This is a genomic window from Luteolibacter sp., from assembly GCF_058122085.1.
The window spans coordinates 1-17,946 of record NZ_JBIKBQ010000088.1 but is presented as its reverse complement, the minus strand read 5'-3'; the positions used below and the strand labels follow the sequence as shown (position 1 = coordinate 17,946).

The 17,946-nt window shown below is 61.8% G+C and carries 20 protein-coding genes and 1 pseudogene; 5 read left to right on the top strand and 16 right to left on the bottom strand.

The genetic code is table 11. The features are described 5' to 3' along the window. Positions 1-100: 100 nt before the first annotated feature. From AC4DF4_RS13535 to AC4DF4_RS13505, 7 genes and pseudogenes are all read right to left on the bottom strand, one after another. A complete protein-coding gene (locus AC4DF4_RS13535; RefSeq protein WP_490048638.1) occupies positions 101-334 on the bottom strand; it encodes a hypothetical protein in 234 nt (77 codons plus the stop codon). Between the two features lie 86 nt (positions 335-420). Then, positions 421-723 carry a hypothetical protein gene (locus tag AC4DF4_RS13530; protein WP_490048637.1) on the bottom strand — a complete coding sequence of 101 codons (303 nt, stop codon included), beginning with the start codon at positions 721-723 and terminating at the stop codon, positions 421-423. 386 nt (positions 724-1,109) lie between these two features. Further along, entirely contained in the window at positions 1,110-1,454 is a 345-nt protein-coding gene (locus tag AC4DF4_RS13525) for a hypothetical protein (RefSeq protein WP_490048640.1), read from the bottom strand. A gap of 130 nt (positions 1,455-1,584) precedes the next feature. Continuing rightward, a pseudogene (locus tag AC4DF4_RS13520) lies at positions 1,585-1,863 on the bottom strand (CsgG/HfaB family protein); the annotation flags it as partial. A gap of 6 nt (positions 1,864-1,869) precedes the next feature. Next, positions 1,870-2,349: a hypothetical protein gene (locus AC4DF4_RS13515; RefSeq protein ID WP_490048636.1), complete on the bottom strand. Its 480-nt coding sequence runs from the start codon at positions 2,347-2,349 to the stop codon at positions 1,870-1,872. A gap of 14 nt (positions 2,350-2,363) precedes the next feature. Continuing rightward, a complete protein-coding gene (locus tag AC4DF4_RS13510) occupies positions 2,364-2,573 on the bottom strand; it encodes an RNA polymerase sigma factor (RefSeq protein ID WP_490048639.1) in 210 nt (69 codons plus the stop codon). Between the two features lie 111 nt (positions 2,574-2,684). Further along, positions 2,685-2,942 (bottom strand): RNA polymerase sigma factor, encoded by a 258-nt coding sequence (locus tag AC4DF4_RS13505; protein WP_490048635.1) that lies wholly within the window; start codon positions 2,940-2,942, stop codon positions 2,685-2,687. Positions 2,943-3,267: 325 nt separating this feature from the next. Between AC4DF4_RS13505 and bamA the strand changes: the two genes are divergently transcribed. Continuing rightward, the gene (bamA, locus tag AC4DF4_RS13500; protein ID WP_490048634.1) at positions 3,268-5,646 is read left to right on the top strand and encodes an outer membrane protein assembly factor BamA; all 2,379 of its coding nucleotides are present in this window, start codon (positions 3,268-3,270) and stop codon (positions 5,644-5,646) included. Between the two features lie 136 nt (positions 5,647-5,782). Then, positions 5,783-6,400: a hypothetical protein gene (locus AC4DF4_RS13495; RefSeq protein ID WP_490048633.1), complete on the top strand. Its 618-nt coding sequence runs from the start codon at positions 5,783-5,785 to the stop codon at positions 6,398-6,400. Here AC4DF4_RS13495 and AC4DF4_RS13490 read toward each other — a convergent pair. Genes AC4DF4_RS13490 through AC4DF4_RS13470 form a run of 5 tightly spaced genes read right to left on the bottom strand, consistent with a single transcriptional unit; the run spans position 6,397 to position 9,804 of the window. Next, the gene (locus AC4DF4_RS13490) at positions 6,397-7,986 is read right to left on the bottom strand and encodes an NAD(P)/FAD-dependent oxidoreductase (RefSeq protein ID WP_490048632.1); all 1,590 of its coding nucleotides are present in this window, start codon (positions 7,984-7,986) and stop codon (positions 6,397-6,399) included. The genes AC4DF4_RS13495 and AC4DF4_RS13490 overlap by 4 nt on opposite strands. 45 nt (positions 7,987-8,031) lie before the next feature. Next, positions 8,032-8,379 (bottom strand): acyl-CoA thioesterase, encoded by a 348-nt coding sequence (locus AC4DF4_RS13485; protein ID WP_490048631.1) that lies wholly within the window; start codon positions 8,377-8,379, stop codon positions 8,032-8,034. A gap of 4 nt (positions 8,380-8,383) precedes the next feature. Further along, positions 8,384-8,854: a DoxX family protein gene (locus AC4DF4_RS13480; RefSeq protein ID WP_490048630.1), complete on the bottom strand. Its 471-nt coding sequence runs from the start codon at positions 8,852-8,854 to the stop codon at positions 8,384-8,386. Further along, on the bottom strand, positions 8,851-9,321 hold the full coding sequence (locus AC4DF4_RS13475; RefSeq protein ID WP_490048629.1) for a Jag family protein: 471 nt from the start codon (positions 9,319-9,321) through the stop codon (positions 8,851-8,853). Before AC4DF4_RS13475 ends, AC4DF4_RS13480 begins: the two co-directional genes overlap by 4 nt. 30 nt (positions 9,322-9,351) lie before the next feature. Next, a complete protein-coding gene (locus AC4DF4_RS13470) occupies positions 9,352-9,804 on the bottom strand; it encodes a GAF domain-containing protein (RefSeq protein ID WP_490048628.1) in 453 nt (150 codons plus the stop codon). Positions 9,805-9,903: 99 nt separating this feature from the next. Here AC4DF4_RS13470 and AC4DF4_RS13465 point away from each other — a divergent pair, with 99 nt between their 5' ends. From AC4DF4_RS13465 to AC4DF4_RS13455, 3 genes are all read left to right on the top strand, one after another. After that, a complete protein-coding gene (locus AC4DF4_RS13465) occupies positions 9,904-11,043 on the top strand; it encodes an aldose epimerase family protein (protein WP_490048627.1) in 1,140 nt (379 codons plus the stop codon). A 95-nt stretch (positions 11,044-11,138) separates the two neighbouring features. Further along, positions 11,139-12,773 (top strand): solute:sodium symporter family transporter, encoded by a 1,635-nt coding sequence (locus AC4DF4_RS13460; RefSeq protein WP_490048626.1) that lies wholly within the window; start codon positions 11,139-11,141, stop codon positions 12,771-12,773. A gap of 75 nt (positions 12,774-12,848) precedes the next feature. Further along, positions 12,849-13,457 (top strand): MBL fold metallo-hydrolase, encoded by a 609-nt coding sequence (locus AC4DF4_RS13455; RefSeq protein ID WP_490048625.1) that lies wholly within the window; start codon positions 12,849-12,851, stop codon positions 13,455-13,457. Here the strand turns inward: AC4DF4_RS13455 and AC4DF4_RS13450 are convergent, their stop codons facing one another. The 4 genes from AC4DF4_RS13450 to AC4DF4_RS13435 form a co-directional block, all read right to left on the bottom strand. Continuing rightward, positions 13,458-14,594, bottom strand: coding sequence for a MalY/PatB family protein (locus AC4DF4_RS13450; protein WP_490048624.1), 1,137 nt, complete (start codon positions 14,592-14,594; stop codon positions 13,458-13,460). 304 nt (positions 14,595-14,898) lie between these two features. Then, positions 14,899-15,237, bottom strand: a complete 339-nt coding sequence (locus tag AC4DF4_RS13445; protein WP_490048623.1) for a hypothetical protein — start codon at positions 15,235-15,237, stop codon at positions 14,899-14,901. A gap of 286 nt (positions 15,238-15,523) precedes the next feature. Then, positions 15,524-16,744 (bottom strand): ImmA/IrrE family metallo-endopeptidase, encoded by a 1,221-nt coding sequence (locus AC4DF4_RS13440; RefSeq protein ID WP_490048622.1) that lies wholly within the window; start codon positions 16,742-16,744, stop codon positions 15,524-15,526. 28 nt (positions 16,745-16,772) lie between these two features. Beyond that, positions 16,773-17,033 carry a hypothetical protein gene (locus AC4DF4_RS13435; RefSeq protein WP_490048621.1) on the bottom strand — a complete coding sequence of 87 codons (261 nt, stop codon included), beginning with the start codon at positions 17,031-17,033 and terminating at the stop codon, positions 16,773-16,775. Positions 17,034-17,946: the final 913 nt, after the last annotated feature.

The following is a 17,946-nucleotide window of genomic DNA, read 5'->3' as shown; positions in this document are numbered from 1 at the left end:
CTGTCTGTTTACTCATGGTGTTGGTTGATTTGAAACGTTTGTTCAAACAGGCGATGTCGGAACATCGCCCGATCAACCAGCACCAATCGATTTTAACATTTTAACGAAAAAAAATCCTCTTCCGTGAAATGTTGTCCAGCAGCGGTTTATGCTTTTCGAGACCACCCCAACTTTGGGCGATGTAAAGCACGGGCGTGCGGCTCCGATTCCCCAATAACGCACCGCCAATGAAAACCGCCGCGCGTAACGTGGCGGGGCGCTTGAAGCCTGCTTTGCGCTGCTCCGGGGCGCTGGCGTGTTGGTAAAGGCTCAGCAGATTGTAGGTGAAGCACAAGAACTTTGCATCGTTTGGTGAAGGGGTGTGGTGTGCGGTTATTCGACACAACCCTTCTACCACATGGCATGTAGCCAAACGATGCCTTATCCAACTTCGGTTTTCGGGTTCAACAGGGAAATAGCCACCGCGTCTTTGCGCGCTACGGTAAGTTTATGCCAGAGCGGCTCAAACCTTCCCGCCACTGCCGCCGTGATTTCTGATGAGTCGCCGGCAAAAATTCCGGATGCGACCGCGACGCCTGGCACGGTGGCGATCAGCCGCGCGGTTACTGGGGACTTCTCCTTCACTCGAGCCGATTCCAACAAAAGTATTCCGTCAGCACGGAGAAATTTGCCCAGAGTCAGGCTTTCCTGCAGTCCAATGCCAGACAACTTTTGCTCGCTCAAAACCTTTTCAATCTCGGAGCGCTCGACTAACTCGATTTCTTTCTGCGCGGACAGGGCGGGGTCAACTGATCTGCTAAAGCCGCGTTTTCAGCGTCGCTAAGGATCGCCACCCGCGGTGCGGCGGCAGAGAGCAACTCGGTGGAAAGGAAGGAAGAGCAGCAGGACGTAACGTGCGATGTTCAAGCTTGGGATCATCATTCGGCTTTTTTGGATGAATCGATCCAAGCTTGGGCGACGGCGGGAGTTGCCAGCAGGCCGGCTTTTTGCAGCACGCCTTTGGCGGAAACAGCTTGGGTGAGATCGACATTGCCGCAGACAACGCGGTCGGTCTTGAGGGTCTTGCCATCGGCGGAGAAGACGGTGAATTCAAGCCGGGCTCGGGTGAATCAGAGGTTGCCGCGGCGCATGCCGGTTTCCGCGAACGCCTCGCCGCGGATGACGAAGTCAGCTTTTTCCGCAGATTCGACGACCTGCCAACCGGCGGCTTGGAAGGTGCGGGCGAGCTCCGTTTGGGCGGCGGGATCGGGGACGATGACTTGGACGATCGTCTCGGGGATGTGGATATAGACGCGCTTGGCCGGCTGATCCTTGAGCAGGGCTTTGACCTTGGCGACGGTTTGTTCTTCGAGGGATGGGCCGCCGCGCAGATCGGCGGTCTTTTCCTTGAGGATCTTGGCCACGTCCTGACCGAGTTTTTCGACGGCACCATCGATCGGTTTGCCTTTGGTCATAGGCGGCGGTGGCGCCGAAGACGCTGCTGGTGCTGGCCGAGATGACCTTGGCCACCAGATGAACCCGGTCTTGGACGGCGAAGACCCGACCGCTGACGAGGACTTCCGCGCCGGTGAGCTGGGCGACCTTGGCGGCTTGGGTGGGAGTGACGGCGTCTGACAGAGTGAGTTCCTGTTCGGCGAGGACCTCGTTCAGTTCGGCGCGCTCGACGAGGATGGCGTCGGAGTTGGCGGTGAGCTGGACTTGCAGCAGGGCGGAAACGGAGGTGCCGACCCCGTTGGAGCCGTCACTGAAGTTCAAGACGGCGACGGAGAGCGGCGGTGGGGGTGTTTCCTGCGCGAGCGAGGAGGCGGGCAGGATACAGGAGGCGGCGAGCGCCAACAGGGCGGGGCGGATTTTTGGGATCATGCTGATTTAGGGGTTGCGAGGTGGTTCGGAAAAGAGATCGAGGAAACGGATCAGGCCTTGGTCGGTGGCAAGGGCTGCGGGGGAAATCCGCCAGCGCGGTGCGCGCACTTCGAGAGCGCCGGCGGCGGTTCCCGGACGCCAGACGATGAGCCCCGGATCTTGTTCGTCCCAGATCACGCGAAGGATCAGCGCGTATTTGTCTTCGGCGGGTGCCGTTGCCTGGCTGGGTGGAGTGATGCGCGGCCGGGAGAACAGGGTGAGGGCGAGTATCAAGCAGGCGGCCGCGGCGAGCACCGGCCACAGGCGTTGACGCAGCTTGCTGCGGCGGATGGCGGCGAGCGTTTCCCGCGCGTTGGCCATGATTGCGGCGTCGGTTTCGCGGGAGGGTCCGCCATTTTCCGAAGGCAGCGTGCGGAGCGCTTCCAGCCACGATGGCGGGAGTGCGTCCTCGGCGGGGACATTCGGGTTGAGAGGGTCGGAGTGCATGAGGTGTCTTGGGGTTAAGTGCGGTTGATGGGTGAATCGTTCACCGGGGTTTCAAATCTTTTGATCTTCGGGTCGGCTCGCAGGGCGGCGAGCGCGTGGTGCAGCCGGGATTTCGCGGTGCCGAGGGGAATGCCGGTGAGGGCGGAGATTTCGGGAAGCGTCATGCCATCGACGAATCGCAGCAGGAGAATTTCGCGATGGTCGGGACTCAGGCTGGCGATGATTTGCTGGAGATCGTCGTTTCCGTAGGACTCGCCGACCGGTGCGGCGAGTTGATCGATAAACGCTGCGCCGGATTCGCCACCGAAGAAGCGGCGGGATCCGCGCGCGAGGTTTCAGATGGCGGGGTAGAGGAAGGTCCGCAGCTCGCAGCGCAGCTCGAAGCCGGGGAACTTGCCGAGGAAATAGCGGAAAACCTCCTGCACCACGTCCTGCGCGAGGTGCTCGCTGCCGCAGTTCCGGCAGGCCATGCGGAAAACCCACTCGCGGTGGCGATGATAGAGCCGCTCGAAGGCCTGTTCGTCGCCCGCATTGATTCCGGCTATCAGTTTCTGGTCGTTGGCGGAATCGCCGGGTGGTTGCGGGGTTATCAAGGTGGCTGGCGGGTGTCAGGCAGGGAAGTTCACCTGTTTAAGTGCGGGATCGCATGAAAAGGTTCAATGAAAATGGGAGATTCCGCATCTTGTCCTCGGTCGCCCACCACGGAAATTCCCGCATGAGAGTTTTCCGCACCGATCCATGAGAGATTTCACGGGTTTGCCAAGTTAAGCTTGTGAATCGTGAACACGCGGAGGATGTAATGGAGGAGTGCGCGGAGGCAAGGATTTCGACAGCGAGCCGCCGGCGTCAGGAAAATCCGCTATTGACCTTGACGGGGCGGGGGGGTGGCGGGCTTTATAGCTCATCCTTCCTACAAGCATGCGATTCCCTACAGCTCCCTCACTCCTCATGCCGCGCGGCGTGGGTCAATTCGCCGCCCTCACCTCCCTTGCCCTTGTGACTCTCGCAGGGACCCTGCACGCGCAGGATTTCGAGGGGAAAAACATTTCCGAAGTGGCGATCCGCTATCAGGGCTCAAAGACGGTGGACGAGGCCCGCTTGCGGAACCTCATGGCGTCCAAGACCGGCACGCCCTACCGCTCCGAGAATCTCGATAACGACATCAAGTCGCTCTACGAGTCCGGCCTTGTGGACGACGTGCGTTTCCTCGCGGAGCCCGTGGGCGACAGCGTGAGGTTGATCGCCGAGGTGACGACGCGTCCGGCGCTTGGCGGCGTGGGATTCGTGGGGAACTCGATTTTCACGGATCAGAAGCTGGCCAAGGAGTCGAAAATCAAAGCCGGCGGCGCGCTCAGCGACGAGCAGATCCTCGAGGCGCGGCGCAACATCGAGAAATACTATCAAGGCTACGGCTACCCCGACGTGACGGTCACCCACCGCACGCAAGCGACCGGCCAGGCGGGATTGTCCGACCTGATTTTCGTCATCGACGAGGGCCAGAAGAACGAGGTTCGCAAAATCATTTTCGAGGGAAACAACGCGTTCACCGACCTGGAACTCCGCAAGGAGATGAAGGTCAAGGAAAAGGGCTGGTTCTCGTGGCTGACCAAGTCCGGCCGTTTCGAGTCGAACGAGTTGGATTCCGATCTCGACAAGGTTCTGGATTATTACAGGAACAAGGGCTATCTCCGCGCCAGCTGCCCCGGCATCAACCGCGTCCCCGTGGGCGACGGCAGCGTGGACCTGGTGATCCCGATCAACGAGGGCGAGCGCTACACGGTTGCGGGCGTCGGCTTCGGCAAGATGACCGTTTTCAAGCCCGAGGAGCTCTATCCGTCGCTGACTCTGGTCGGTGATTCCGCCTACTCGTCCAAGAAGATGCGCGAGGACATGACCATGATCCGCAGTTTCTACGGCTCGCGCGGTTACGCTGATGTCCTGGTGACTCCTGACATCCGTGACGCCGGCCCTAACCGGGTGAATATCGTTTACCGCATCACCGAGGGATCGCGCTTCAAGGTGGGCCGCGTGAACATCGCGGGCAACACCAAGACCAAGGACAAGGTGATCCGCCGGGAAATCCCGCTTCAGCCGGGTGACATGTTCAACACCGTCGAACTCGAAACGACCAAGGCCCGTCTCACCAACCTGCAATATTTCAGCGACGTCCAAACCACCGGCTCGCCGGGCGGTTCCGGATATCGCGACGTGAACGTGCTCGTCGAGGAAAAGGCGACCGGCTCGGTGGGCGTGGGTGCGGGCTTCAGCTCCATCGACAGCATCGTCGGCTTCGTCACGCTGGAGCAGACCAACTTCGACTTGTTCAATCCATGGAATTTCACCGGCGGCGGTCAGCGCTTCGGGATGAATCTCCGCGCGGGTGCCGAGCGCTCCGAATTCAGCGTCTCGCTGGTGGAGCCGTGGTTCATGGACCAGCAACTGGCTTTGGGCGGCGAGCTTTTCTTCAAGGAATCGTCTTACTTCAGCGACTACTACGACCAGTCCAACATGGGTGCCGCGATTTCCCTCAGAAAGCCTCTCGGCGCGAAGAGCTCGATCAAGGGCGAGTATCGCTTGGAGCAGGTTGACATCGACTCGGAAGTGGATTCGAGCGACATATATCCGGACGGACCCTATGGAACGAGCGGCGCCAACTCGGAGCTTTCCGAGGAAAATATCGGCGGAGACTACCTGCGCAGCGCCCTGGCGGTGAACTATCTCTTTGATAGCCGCGACAGCGGAATCCAGCCTCGCAGCGGTCACAAGATTGACCTTGGCCTCACTTATGCCGGTTTGGGCGGTGATGTGGATACCTTCACGCTTTCCGCGCAAGGCCAGAAGCACTGGAACCTGAAGTGGGACACGATCCTTTCGCTCAGCGGGGAGCTCGCCTTCGTGGATGCCATCGATGGCGAGGTTCCGATCTTCGAGCGGATGTTCCTTGGCGGTGGCCGGACGCTGCGCGGATTCGAGTTCCGCGACGTCGGACCGCGTGACACGGGCTACACCGACGAGGTTTACGGCGGCAATTCGCTGGGTTACCTCACGGTCGAATACACGATTCCGATCATCGAAAACATCCGCGCCGCGGTGTTCTCCGACACGGGCTTCGTGAATGCCGACAGCTGGGATCCGAGCCCGAGCGATATCTATAGCGACGTGGGCTTCGGCATCCGCTTGAAGCTGCCGATTAGTCCGCTGCCGCTGGCACTCGACTACGCGATTCCGATTTCCTCTCCGGATGACGAGGCGGACAAGGGCGGCCAGTTCAACTTCTCGCTCAGCTCGCAGTTCTAACGTGGCGGCGGTTTCCAACCGCCATGCCTGTTCTATCAAGCGGGGCCTTCCCACGAAGGCCTCGCTTTTTCGCGCCAGTGCGGCAGTGCCACGTTTCCCATCTGGACAATCCCCCTCAGCCGGGCTAGAGACATTCATGATTTCCCCTGCGATGATCACTGGCGAAACCTCATGGACACGGATGAGCGAAGGAATCGAAAAGGTCAAAGACCGTCTCCGGCGTGCCACCGCGCTGCTTGAAGCTGCCGGGCTTCCTTACGCCGTCATCGGTGGCAACGCCGTGGCCGCCTGGGTATCCCGCGTTGACGATTCCGTGGTCCGCAATACCCGCGATGTCGATCTGCTGGTGCGCCGCGAGGATATGGATGCCATCGTCACGGCGATGGCCAAGGGCGGTTTCATCCATCGGTCGGTTTCCATCCTCGGTGGAAAGGGCCGGATCGAGATGTTTCTCGATGGCCCCGGAGCCAAGGCACGCGATGGCGTTCACCTGATTTTTTCCGGGGAGAAGGTGAACCCGGAATCACTCGAACCTTCTCCCGATGTGGCGGAAATTGATGCTTCCCACTCGGATTTCCGCCTCCTCGATCTGGATGCGCTGGTCACGATGAAGCTCACTTCCAATCGCCGTAAAGATCAGGTTCATCTCTTGGACATGATGGAAATCGGGATGCTGGATGAGAGCTGGTTAGAGCGGGTTCCTGTTTCGCTGCGAGACCGGCTGCAGGCCCTTCTGGATGATCCGGAGGGTTAGGCCTGGCGGTTGGAAACCGCCGCCACGGCATCGGCGATGCGCAGGCCGTCCATCGCCGCGCTGACGATGCCGCCCGCGTAGCCCGCGCCCTCGCCGCATGGGTAGAGGCCGTGGACCTCGGGATGCTCGAGCGTGTCGTCCCGGCGGGGAATCCGGACGGGGGAGCTGGTGCGGGTTTCAAATCCTAGCAGCAGCGCCTCGCTGGAGACGTAGCCATGGATCTGCCGGCCGAACAGGCGGAGTCCCTCGCGCATCCGGCTGGTGATCCACTGCGGCAGCAAGTCGTGCAGCGGGGCGGATTTGGTGCCGGGGAAATAACTGGTGTCCGGCAGGCTGGCGGAGATTCTGCCATCGAGGAAATCGGTGACGCGCTGGCCCGGCGCGACCTGGCCGCCGCCGCCGGCCTGCTTGGCGGTGCGCTCGAGTTCCTTTTGGAAAACCAATCCGGCGAGCACGCCGTGTTCCTTGACGAGTTTCTGCAAGTCCTCGGGCTCGACGGTGGAGACCATGCCGGAGTTGGCAAAGGGCGAGTCGCGGCGCGAGAGGCTCATGCCGTTGACGACCACCTCGTCATTCTCGGTGGAGGCCGGGACGATCCAGCCGCCGGGGCACATGCAGAACGAATGCACGCCGCGGTCGCGGATCTTCGTCGCCAACCGGTAGCGCGCGGCGGGCAGCAGTCGCGGCCGTTCCTGGCCGAAGTCGAGGTGATACTGGGTGCGGTCGATGAACGGCTGCGGGTGCTCGATCCGGAACCCCACGGCGAAGGGCTTGGGCTCTAGCAAGATCTTCTTCGCGGCGAGCAGCCGGTAAATGTCGCGCGCCGAGTGGCCGGTCGCGAGGATCACCGAGTCCGCCAGAATTTCCTCGCCGGACGCGGTGAGCACGCCGCGGATGTGATTTCCACTGAGCAGGAAATCGGTGACTTTGGTTTGGAAGCGGACCTCGCCGCCGGCGGCGAGGATCGAGTTGCGGATTGCCTTGACGACGTTGGGCAGCAGGTTGGACCCGATGTGCGGGTGGGCGTCGGTGAGGATTTCCTCCGGCGCGCCGTGGGCGACGAGGACTTCGTAAACCTTGGCGACCGGCCCGCGCTTGGTGGCGCGGGTGTAGAGCTTGCCGTCCGAGAAGGTGCCGGCGCCGCCCTCGCCGAAGCAGTAGTTCGACTCCTCGATGACCCGCCCTTCGCGGAGCAGGGGGGCGAGGTCGAAGCGGCGGGCGCTCGCGTCTTTGCCGCGTTCCAACAGGATCGGCTTGAGTCCGTTTTCGAGGCAGCGCAGCGCGGCGAACATCCCCGCCGGGCCGCAGCCGACGATGATGACCGGTCGGGCGTTAGGCGGGAGGGCCGGCACCGCCCATTGCGGCGTCTCGTCCGGGGGCAGGGGGGCGTCGAGCGCCACATCCAGCCGCAGTTGCACCTTGACGGCACGTTGGCGGGCGTCGATCGAATGCTTGCGGAGTTTGATCCCGCCGATGCGCGCGACCGGAACGCCGAGCTTGATCGCCGCGGCCTGGCGACGGGCGGCATCGTCCTCGGATTTCTCCAGGGGCAGGACGATATCGACGGTTTCTATCAAAGGTTCCACGGTGATTTTGTTGGAGAAGAACAGGCAGGAATGCCTGTGTCACATTCAGCCACGGATGGCGCGCTTCTGGCCCGCGTCATCGACGCTGACGAAGGTCACCCGGGTCGAGAAGATGGGCATCGATCCGGCTTTTTCGTCGATGACTCTCACCGCGTAGGTGGTGCTGGTGTTGCCCTCGCGTTCGCGGTCGCAGGAAATTCTCAGGATCGTGCCGTCGCGCACGCTGTGGTGAAATTCCACGGTGTCCATCGCCACGGTGACGAACTGGCAGTGCGGATAGTCGAGGCTCGCGGCGATCCACGACGCCTCGTCGATCCACGCGAGCATGCGGCCGCCGAAGAGGAATCCGTAGTGATTCAGGTCGCCGGGAAGGACAAGTCGGTGCGTTTCCATGGTCTCACCAGCGGCGGCGTTTGCTCTCCTTGTAAATGGCGGCGTCGAGCGAGTAGCCGCCGCCGCCTGCTAGAATGATCGCGATCACCGGGATCAGATACATCAGCGCCAGTTCCTTGGATGCTCCGGGGCCGCCGGAGAACCACGGGTCCGCCACGTGCGCGCCAAAAGCGGCGACCACCATCGCGAAGCCGAACACGAACGCGGCGGGGCGCGTCATCAAGCCGAGCACCAGCAGTGCGGAAGCCACGGCTTCCGCGCCGATCGTCATCGCGAGGCTGACCTGCGGCGCCATCAGGCTGAGCGGAAACACTTCGGGTTGATAGAACCCCTTCTTGAGAATCGCCTGGAAGTTCTGGATTTTCGGAATGCCGTGTCCGATCAGCATCATCAGTCCCACCATCACGCGGAGTGCGAGAAACCCGAGCGAAGTGGTCGCGTCGCGGGTGCCGCAGTCAAAGAGGAATTTTTTCATGAGGCCGATGGGGGTGCTTGTTTTGCGGAAATGGTGATCCGTTTGAGCCGGTCATCGCCTTGGGGCGAGTGGGAGACGATCAGCGGATCGTCGGCGAGGATATGGTGAACCAGGCGCCGGTAGTAGGCATTGAGCGGGCGGATCTGGAACGGCTTGCCGGTGGCTTTCACCCGCTCGGCGATGCCTTTGATTTCCCCGGCCAGGTGGTCTTCCTGGATGGACCGGAAATGCTCGCAGTCCACCTTGATGCGCTCCGCCTTGGGCGCATGCCGGCGGACGATTCGGTTGACGAGGTATTGGAGGTCGTCGAGGCGGTCGCCGTCCTTGCCGATGATCGCCTCGCTGTCACCCGAGAGAATTTGCAGGCAGGGTCCGTCATGGGTTTCCTGGAGCTCGATTGTCGCTGTGAAGCCGAGGTGCCCGAGCATCGTGTCGAGCACCTTGGTTGCTGATTCCACCGTGGTCATGGCGGGAGATTAATCACATCCCCGGCCGGGTCAACCACCCCGGGCTTGTTTATGCTCGAAATGCCCGCCTATTTCCGCCGCGCAGTCTGCCAGCCTTTGTTTTTCCGCAGCCGTGAACTCGTAAGGCGCGAATTTCCCGATCCCGAGCGTGCCGATGACCTTGCCGGAGGATTTCGAAAAAACCGGCACGGCGAGCGAGCCGGACACGCCGGTCTTGCGCGCGTCGGGCTTGGCGACTCCGCCGAGGTCCTGCTGGAGGTTGCAGAGCTCGACCGGCTCCGCGCGCTCGGCGGCGGCTCCGGCGATGCCCTTGCCGAAGGGAATCGTCGAGATTTTGTCCATCAGGCTCTCCGGGACGCCGGTCTGGCAGACGAGCGTCAGGAATTTCCCATCAGCTGCGGCTTGGTGGATGGTTCCGGTTTGGCAGCCGAAGTCGGCTAAAATGGAATCCAGGATTGCCTGCCAGTCGGGATGGTTCGTCATGGCCTTTGAACTATCACGGCTGGGCGGCTTCGTCATCATCCAATTGGGTGGAGAATTACGCTTGGCAGCGCCCCTCATCTTGGCCAAAGCTCCCGCCGCATGATGAAGCCCAAAGCATTTGTCTTTGCGCTGGTATCCAGCGTGCTCGCTTTCCAATCAATCACCGCAATGGCCGCCGGAACTGAAATCAAAGAGGAGCATTATGGATCGATGCCCGACGGCCGAAAAGTGAGGGTCTTCACGCTCACCAACCCAAGCGGACTGCGGGCCAAGGTCACCGAATACGGAGCGATCCTGGTCTCGATGGAAACCCCCGACAAATCCGGGAAACCCGCGGATCTGACCCACGGTTATGATAGTTTGGAAGGCTGGTTGACCAACACATCCTATTTCGGCGCGACGGTGGGGCGTTTCGGAAACCGCATCAAGGACGGCAAGTTCAAGCTCGATGGTAAGGAATACAAACTCGCCACCAACAACGATCCCGGCGGCATCCCGTGCCACCTGCATGGCGGACTGAAGGGTTTCGACAAAGTGCTCTGGTCCGGAAAAATCACGGGTGAAAACGCAGTCGAGTTTTCCTACACCGCCAAAGACGGCGAGGAGGGCTATCCCGGCAACCTCGCGGTCAAAATCACTTACACTCTCACCGACGACAACGAGCTGAAGTGGCAGGCGCAGGCGACCACCGACGCGCCCACGATCCTCAACCTCGTCCATCATACCTATTGGAACCTCTCGGGCGATCCCGCCAAGTCGATCAACGACCACGTGCTGATGCTCGGCGCGGACGGCTATCTTCCCACTGACATCGGCCTCATCCCGACCGGGAAAATCGACCCCGTCGCGGGAACTCCCATGGACTTCACCAAGCCGACGACCATCGGCGACCGCATCGATGCCGACTTCGAAGCCCTGAAATTCGGTGGTGGTTACGACCATGCATGGGTGCTGAAAAAAGGCGGCGGAGTCCGCTTGGCCGCCCGTTTGAAAGATCCCAAAAGCGGGCGGGTGATGGAGGTTTCCACCGACCAGCCTGCCATCCAGTTCTATGGCGGAAATTTCCTCGACGGCAAATCCATCGGCAAGGGCGGCGTCGCATACGCCCGCCGCACCGCGCTCTGCCTGGAGACCGAGGGGTTTCCCGACTCTCCCAACCAACCGTCGTTCCCATCCCCGGTCCTCCGCCCCGGCGAGACTTACCAGCACACGATGATTCACAGATTCTCCGCGGAATAGGAACTGCAAAACATTGCTTGATTCGTTTGCACCGCTGCTTCTGAATCCCGCCGCTCAGGGTAAGAACCCAACAAAAACCCCAACTAAAGAACACCATGCATGCTTGGACCCTCCTGTCGTTTTTCCTTTTCACCGCTGCCGCCGCGTTGCTCACGTGGATGATCACCCGCAAGGATGAAAGTAGCAGCTCCGAGGGGTTCTTTCTTGGCGGCCGCAGCCTCACTTTCCCGATCATCGCCGGCTCGCTGCTCCTGACTAACCTTTCCACCGAGCAAATGGTGGGGCTCAACGGCGCCGCGTTCAACGACGGCCTGAGCGTGATGGCCTGGGAGGTCATCGCCGTCATCGCGCTGGTCATCATGGCCATGTTCTTTCTGCCGAAGTTCCTGAAAACCGGCATCACCACGGTCCCGCAGTTTCTTGAACTCCGCTACGACCGCAAGACCCAGACCATCGCCAACCTGATCTTCCTCAGTGCTTACGCGCTGCTGCTCATTCCCATCATCCTCTACAGCGGCGCGGTGGGACTCTCGCAGATGCTCGATCTCAAGGGGCTCACCGGCATCACCGAGCCGGTTAGCATTTTCGGCAACGTGATGCAGCCAGACATGGTGATCCTCTGGGGGACCGCGATTCTAATCGGCATCATGGGTTCGCTTTACTCCCGCTTCGGCGGCCTGCGCACGCTGGCCGTGCTGGATACGATCAACGGCGTCGGCCTGCTGGTCGGCGGCTTCATGATCACCTGGTTCGCGCTCAACAAGGTGGGCGACGGCGCGGGGGCGGTCGCCGGTTGGAAGGTGCTCAACGCGGCGGATCCCGCCAGGCTCAGCTCCATCGGCAAGGCCGGTCAAAGCGTTCCGTTCTCCACGCTGTTCACCGGTGTGGCGCTCTTGAATCTTTTCTACTGGTGCACCAACCAGCAGATCATCCAGCGGACCTTCGGCGCGAGCAGCCTCGCGGAAGGGCAGAAGGGCGTGCTCCTCACCGGCGGTCTCAAGTTGCTGGGCCCTGTCTATCTGGTCATTCCCGGGATTGTCGCCTATCACCTTTATGCCAGCCAGGGCGTCCGCGCGGACCAGGCGTATGGCAAGCTGGTTTTCGACCTTCTGCCAGCCCCTCTGACCGGTTTCTTCGCCGCGGTCATGGTCGGCGCCATCCTCAGCTCGTTCAACGCCGCGCTGAACAGCACCTCGGCGCTGTTCAGCATTGGACTCTATCATCATGTGATCAATCCGAAGGGCAGCGAGGCCCAGATGGTCCGCGCGGCGAAAATCTTCGTGGTCGTCACCGCCATCGCCGCCATGATCATCGCGCCGCTGCTGGCCGGTCAGGAGAGTATTTTCAAATACCTCCAGAAAATGAACGGCATCTATTTCATCCCGATCTTCGCGGTAGTGGTGGTCGGCATGCTCAACCGCCGCATCCCGGCCGTGGCGGGCACCGTCGGCCTGGTGGTCGGAGTCGTGACCATCGCCCTCGGTTATTTCCTGCCAGACGGGATGAATCCCGTCACCGGGCTGGGCATCCACGAGTTCCATTTCCTCGGTCTCGTCTTCGCCTTGCTGGTCGTCATCATGCTCGTCATCGGTGCCGTGAAGCCGCGCTCCACTCCATGGGAACTGGTCAGCGGCAACACCATCGACATGACTCCTTGGAAAAACGCCAAGTGGGCCAGCCTCGCCCTCGTCCTCGTTGTGCTCGGGATTTACATCGGCTTCGCCCGCTAAAACCGGGCGGCCCGCGGCATCAGGGAGGGTTTCGCTTTACCTCGCCGGGCATGCCCGTGCAGGTTTCCCGCGCTTATGAAAATCTCCCTCTACACCGGCGGCATGGTCCAGACCAACGGCTACCTCGTCGAAACTCCCGACGGCAATCTCCTCATCGACGCGCCGGAAGGAATCGCCGAGTGGATCACCCGCCGCGGCGTGCGGGTCGATGACGTGCTGCTCACCCACCAGCACTACGACCACGTCACCGACGCCGCCGCGCTCAAGGCGCTGGGCGCAAGGCTTCACGCCTACGCCGACTATTCCAAGGATCTGACCCTGGAATCCATGGCCCGCTCGTGGGGGCTGCCGATCGCGGTGACACCCTATCAAATCGACCGGCTTTTCGTCATGACCGAGCCGCTGCGGATCGCGGGGCTGGAAATCTCCCTCGCCCACGTTCCCGGGCACTCGACCGACAGCGTGACGTTCCATCTGCCGGATCACGGGGTTGTGTTCTCGGGCGACACCCTCTTCGCCGGTTCCATCGGCCGGACGGATCTTCCCGGCGGCAGCACGACGCGTTTGCTTGACGGCATCGCGCGCCACCTCATGAGCCTGCCCGCCGACACCCGCGTCCTGCCGGGGCACGGGCCGGGAACGACCATCGGCGAGGAAGCCATGGAAAATTCCTATCTCGATTGATTACAGCGCCGCGGCGATTTTCTCCAGTCCTTCGAGCATCCTCGCGCGCGGGCAGCCGAAGTTGAACCTGACCCAGCCGGGCCAGCCGAAGTAGGCTCCGTCGGATAGAAAGAGCCCGGCCTTTTTCTCGAAGTGCTGCGCGGGATTCTCTACGCCCATGCCGCGGGCGTCGATCCATGCGAGATAGGTGGCCTGGCCGGGACTCACCGACAAGCCGGGGCAGCGGGTGTTGATTAAATCGACGAGCAGGTCGCGGTTGGTTTTCAGATAGTCCATCAGCTCCAGACGCCACGGCTCGCCGTCGCGATAGGCGGCCTCGGCGGCGTAGTAGGAGAGCGCGTTGATTTCGCAAAGCGTGTGCCCCCGGGCGGCGGCGAACTTGCGGCGGATGCTGTCGTCCGGAATCACGGCGAAGGCGTAACCGAGGCCGGCGATGTTCCAGGTCTTGCTCGGGGAGAGCAGGGTGATCGTGCGCTTGGCGAGGTTTTCAGGGAGATTGAGCGCGGAGAAATGCGGGGTGGCGGTCTCGTCGAAGATCAGGTCGCAGTGGATCTCGTCGGAGACGAGCACGAGGTCGTGGGTCTCGCAGAAGGCGGCGAGTTTCGTGACTTCGGCGGCGGAGAAGACGCGGCCGAGCGGGTTCTGTGGATTGCAGAGGAGGAAGACCTTGGTGTCCGGGGTGACGGCGTTTGCCATGGATTCCCAATCGAAACTCCATCGACCATCGACCATCGCGTGGTCCACGGTGATCAGCGAGACATGCGCGTCGTGGTGGACGCCGATGAACGGCGGATAGACCGGGGTGCATGTCATCACCGCGTCGCCGGGTTGGCACAACGCCCGTGCGGCGAGGGAGAGCGCGGGGACCAGTCCGCCGAGGTGGATGACGTGCTCCAGCGGGACGGTCGCGCCGCGTCGCTCGCGCAGGTAGGTGATGACGGTCTCGTTCAGGCCGGCGTGAGGCTGGGCGTAGCCGAAGATGCCGTGGTCCACGCGCTGGTGCAGCGCATCGAGGATCACCGGGGAGGAGGCGAAGTCCATGTCCGCGACCCAGAACGGATCGAGCTCGGGGCGGCGGTCGTATTTGATGCAGCCGGTCCCGCGGCGCTGGATCAGGGAGTCGAAGTCGAAATGCATGGCGCGGCACTTGTGGCGGCGCGGCGGGAAAGTTTCAAGCGCGGATGAACCGCATGTAGCGGCGCTCTGTGAGCGTCGATGTCCAGGAAACGCGCGCAGCCTCTTCATTTGCGATCCCCTGACATCCCGGTAGCCGCGATCCAGCGCTTGAGCGGATCTGACCCGGCGTGTCCGGAAATCCTTTCCTTGGCAATTTGGGGAAACCGTGGTTTCTTCACTCCAGACAAAAAACCACCGGCCCTCGCGGACCGGTGGTTTCAGTTCCCAAGCCGTCGTTCTGATTTCTTACTCTGCCAGGAGCGAATCAGACGGCGGCTTCTCCATTCGCGGCGGGATCACCGGCACCCGCCTTCGGGCGTCGGATGAGGCCGGTTTTGCGTTCGCTGAACGGCACGTAGCCCATCGCGCGATACAGCGGGCTGTCCTCGCCGTGGGCCGGATGGCACTGCACGCCCTTCACGACGACGCGCAACAGCGCGGCCAGGGACTTCAGCTTGTCGTCGCGCGTTTTCACGGCGGCCGAGCGGGCTTGGTCCCTGATCTTCAAATCCTCGTTGGACTGTTGGAGCTCCGCAAGGGAGGCTTCCAGTTCAGCGAGGGGTTTTTCCGCAAACACGGCTTCCGGAGCTTGCTCCTTCCACACGAGACGGATGTCTTCGGCCTTTCTGCCAGGCCGACGGCGTTGGGTTGATGTACGGGCATTCGCCATGAGGGTAGATGTCGATACAGTAAACCCCGGACGGTGCTCCCTGATCCGCACTCGCGGTCGGGCCGTGCCGGGGGATTCGAAGCCGGAGGTCTGCGTGGAGTCCTCCGCCTGGGAAAAGGGTAGGGGCTGCTCGCCGAGCCGTCCGCTGGATTCAAAAGATAGGGGTGGACCGCCGGGTCGTCCGAAGAATTGACTCTGTGGGGGATGGCTTTCATCTGCGTTAATTTTCCTCTGCGATTCCAAAGAGTGGTTTCACCTGGTGGTAGCCCACCAGCGTGCGGTGCATGCGGTAGTCATTCGCCTCGCGTCTCAGGCGGCCGGCGATCACCGCCGGATGGACGCACAGCCGCTTGGCCGCAGCGCGGATTTCGGCGGCCAAGTGCAGGTGGCGCACCTGCTCGTCCCAGACCCGCGGTGGAATCAGCGTGTCCAGCGCGAAGCGGTCCGCCTCGGTCTCGACCACTCCGGTTTTCTTCCGGTCGATGTCCACATCCAGGATCGCCGGATTCTCGGTCGAGAGGTGGAACAGCACGTGGCCGATCTCGTGGAACAGGGTGAACCAGAAATTGTCCAGCCGGTCGTGCCGCAGGGTGAGCCCGATCACCGGCCGGTCGTCGGTGCCCAGCAGGGCGGCTCCGTCCAGATAGGTTTGATCCAGGTGCGGCTCGATGACCATGGTGATGCCTTTTTCCTCCAGCGCCTCGCAGGCCAACCGCGGCCCATCCGCCAGAACGCTCAGTCCGGCCAGCCAGCGCAGGAAATTCCCGTCCAGCGCCGCCCGGTCGTAGGCGGGCAGGTTCTTCTTTTCCGTCGCCCGCACCAGCACCCGGTGTTGCCAGGCCTCCAGCGCGTGCGGGTTGGCTTTTGAATTTTCCCCGCCACCTTGGCGGCAGTGGGCCAGTTCCCGCCGCACGCCGGAGCCGCGCGGATAGAGGTCCTGCAACAGCCCCGCAGGATCCTTGCGGTGGCTCTTCCAGTCGTTGGAATATTTCGGGAAATAACCGCGGCCATACATCTGCTTCAGCGGGTAGTTGTCCGGATCGTACGCGCCATCCGCGCCGGGAGTCGGCGCGGATGGGTCGGGCGTGCTGCCACCGAGCAGTGAGTCGGCGGGGATGCCCCACTCGTCTCGCAGGCGGCGGATCATCTCGGTGGTGAGCCCGCGCTTGCCGGTCATGATTTCGGAGGCCCGGCTCGCGCCGCCCACCAGTCTGGCCAGGTCTTTCTGTTTGTAGCCCATCTGTTCCATGCGGAACCGGATGGCTTCCAGCGGGGTGGGTGGTGCAACGGGTTGGGTTTCCTTTTCATATTTCTCGCATAGGACAATCAGGATCTCCATTTCGTCCTGTTGGGGTTCCGTCAGGTGCTCACCTCGCGTGGCAAGCAGCCGGACGCGCTCAAGCGCTGCGGCGTGTTGCTCGGGAGTTTTGAGTAGTTTCATGGTATGGGGATGGCGTTTTCTTTTTTATTTATTTGGACTGGGGCAGGGAAATTCGGCGGCGGTGGGGTGGCCGGAAAGTTATCGGCGACGGGGCGATGCAGAGCAGGATCATCAGCGGCTGCTTGAACAGGATCATGGCCCGGACGCCCGTGCCATCGGCGGTGAGCGGAAAGTGCGTCTCACTCCCGGCCGTCTGGCTGGCGTTAGGGTAATGTTTTTTCAGTTCCTCCCAACTGCCCCAGGTGCCGTTCTCCACTTCGGCGACCCACGGCGGAAATCCACCGCGCATTGCAGTTCCGCAGCGCCTCGCAACCCGTCCGTGAGTCCAATGACCTTCATGGACGTGGACTCTGCCGGACCCTTCAGGCACTGTCAGCTGGGAAGTTACATGTTTGGTAATTTCATTAAAGGATGATTCCATAACGGGTAATCCTTGCCGCGCTTCGTCCCTTCCACGGTGCTGAAAATCTGTGATCCGCGTGCAGCTCCCGGCGCGTGGTGCCGGACCTTCGGTTTCCGTGTCCGGTGCCATGATGCGCGAGGAACCGGCGCGAAAAACCCGATCCCGAGGCCGCGGGCCCGTGTTTCCACTGCCTGTTCCCGATGTACGGACCCCCGTTACGCGTGGAACGGGTGCCTGTTCCCGATGTAAGGACCCCCGTTACGCGTGGAACGAGTGCTTGTTCCCGAGGTACGGGTGCCCGTGCGCGTTGAACGAGTGTCTGTTCCAGAGGTGCGGGTGCCCGTGCGCGATGACCCACGCCCGTGGCAGCGGGAAATCGCCGCGCGATCCCTGTAGCGTCGGTCTGCGACCGTCGCTAACTGGCCCCGAGGCGGGAACGCCAGGGAGAAATCCAATGAAGAGGCTCCGCGCACCTCATCGGCATCGACGCTCACAGAGCGCCGCTACAAGCATCTCGTCTGCAGCCGTCGCGTTTTGAAAGGGCGCGGTGATCTCCGCCTTCCCGCTCCAGCGAGGTCTAATTTACGGACCTGCTGGACAATAACCTCCATTCACCTAGTGCACCGTTTCCTTAGTGACTGTGCGTTTGGATTTGATAAGACTTAGTTAGTTGAATGATCCGCCGCAGTTTCTCAGGACCTTTCGTCCAGACAAACGGTCCGCAGGTCTTATTATGTTCGCTCACGAAGTCTTTGAGGAACCGGACAAGCTCCTTGTTGGATCGGTGCACGGATTGCTG

Coding starts and splice junctions, on each gene's coding strand:
- AC4DF4_RS13525 (WP_490048640.1), bottom strand. CDS start 1,454: ATGACCAAAGGCAAACCGATCGATGGTGCCGTCGAAAAACTCGGTCAG.
- AC4DF4_RS13515 (WP_490048636.1), bottom strand. CDS start 2,349: ATGCACTCCGACCCTCTCAACCCGAATGTCCCCGCCGAGGACGCACTC.
- bamA (WP_490048634.1), top strand. CDS start 3,268: ATGCGATTCCCTACAGCTCCCTCACTCCTCATGCCGCGCGGCGTGGGT.
- AC4DF4_RS13495 (WP_490048633.1), top strand. CDS start 5,783: ATGATTTCCCCTGCGATGATCACTGGCGAAACCTCATGGACACGGATG.
- AC4DF4_RS13485 (WP_490048631.1), bottom strand. CDS start 8,379: ATGGAAACGCACCGACTTGTCCTTCCCGGCGACCTGAATCACTACGGA.
- AC4DF4_RS13480 (WP_490048630.1), bottom strand. CDS start 8,854: ATGAAAAAATTCCTCTTTGACTGCGGCACCCGCGACGCGACCACTTCG.
- AC4DF4_RS13475 (WP_490048629.1), bottom strand. CDS start 9,321: ATGACCACGGTGGAATCAGCAACCAAGGTGCTCGACACGATGCTCGGG.
- AC4DF4_RS13470 (WP_490048628.1), bottom strand. CDS start 9,804: ATGACGAACCATCCCGACTGGCAGGCAATCCTGGATTCCATTTTAGCC.
- AC4DF4_RS13465 (WP_490048627.1), top strand. CDS start 9,904: ATGATGAAGCCCAAAGCATTTGTCTTTGCGCTGGTATCCAGCGTGCTC.
- AC4DF4_RS13460 (WP_490048626.1), top strand. CDS start 11,139: ATGCATGCTTGGACCCTCCTGTCGTTTTTCCTTTTCACCGCTGCCGCC.
- AC4DF4_RS13455 (WP_490048625.1), top strand. CDS start 12,849: ATGAAAATCTCCCTCTACACCGGCGGCATGGTCCAGACCAACGGCTAC.
- AC4DF4_RS13450 (WP_490048624.1), bottom strand. CDS start 14,594: ATGCATTTCGACTTCGACTCCCTGATCCAGCGCCGCGGGACCGGCTGC.
- AC4DF4_RS13440 (WP_490048622.1), bottom strand. CDS start 16,744: ATGAAACTACTCAAAACTCCCGAGCAACACGCCGCAGCGCTTGAGCGC.
- AC4DF4_RS13435 (WP_490048621.1), bottom strand. CDS start 17,033: ATGCGCGGTGGATTTCCGCCGTGGGTCGCCGAAGTGGAGAACGGCACC.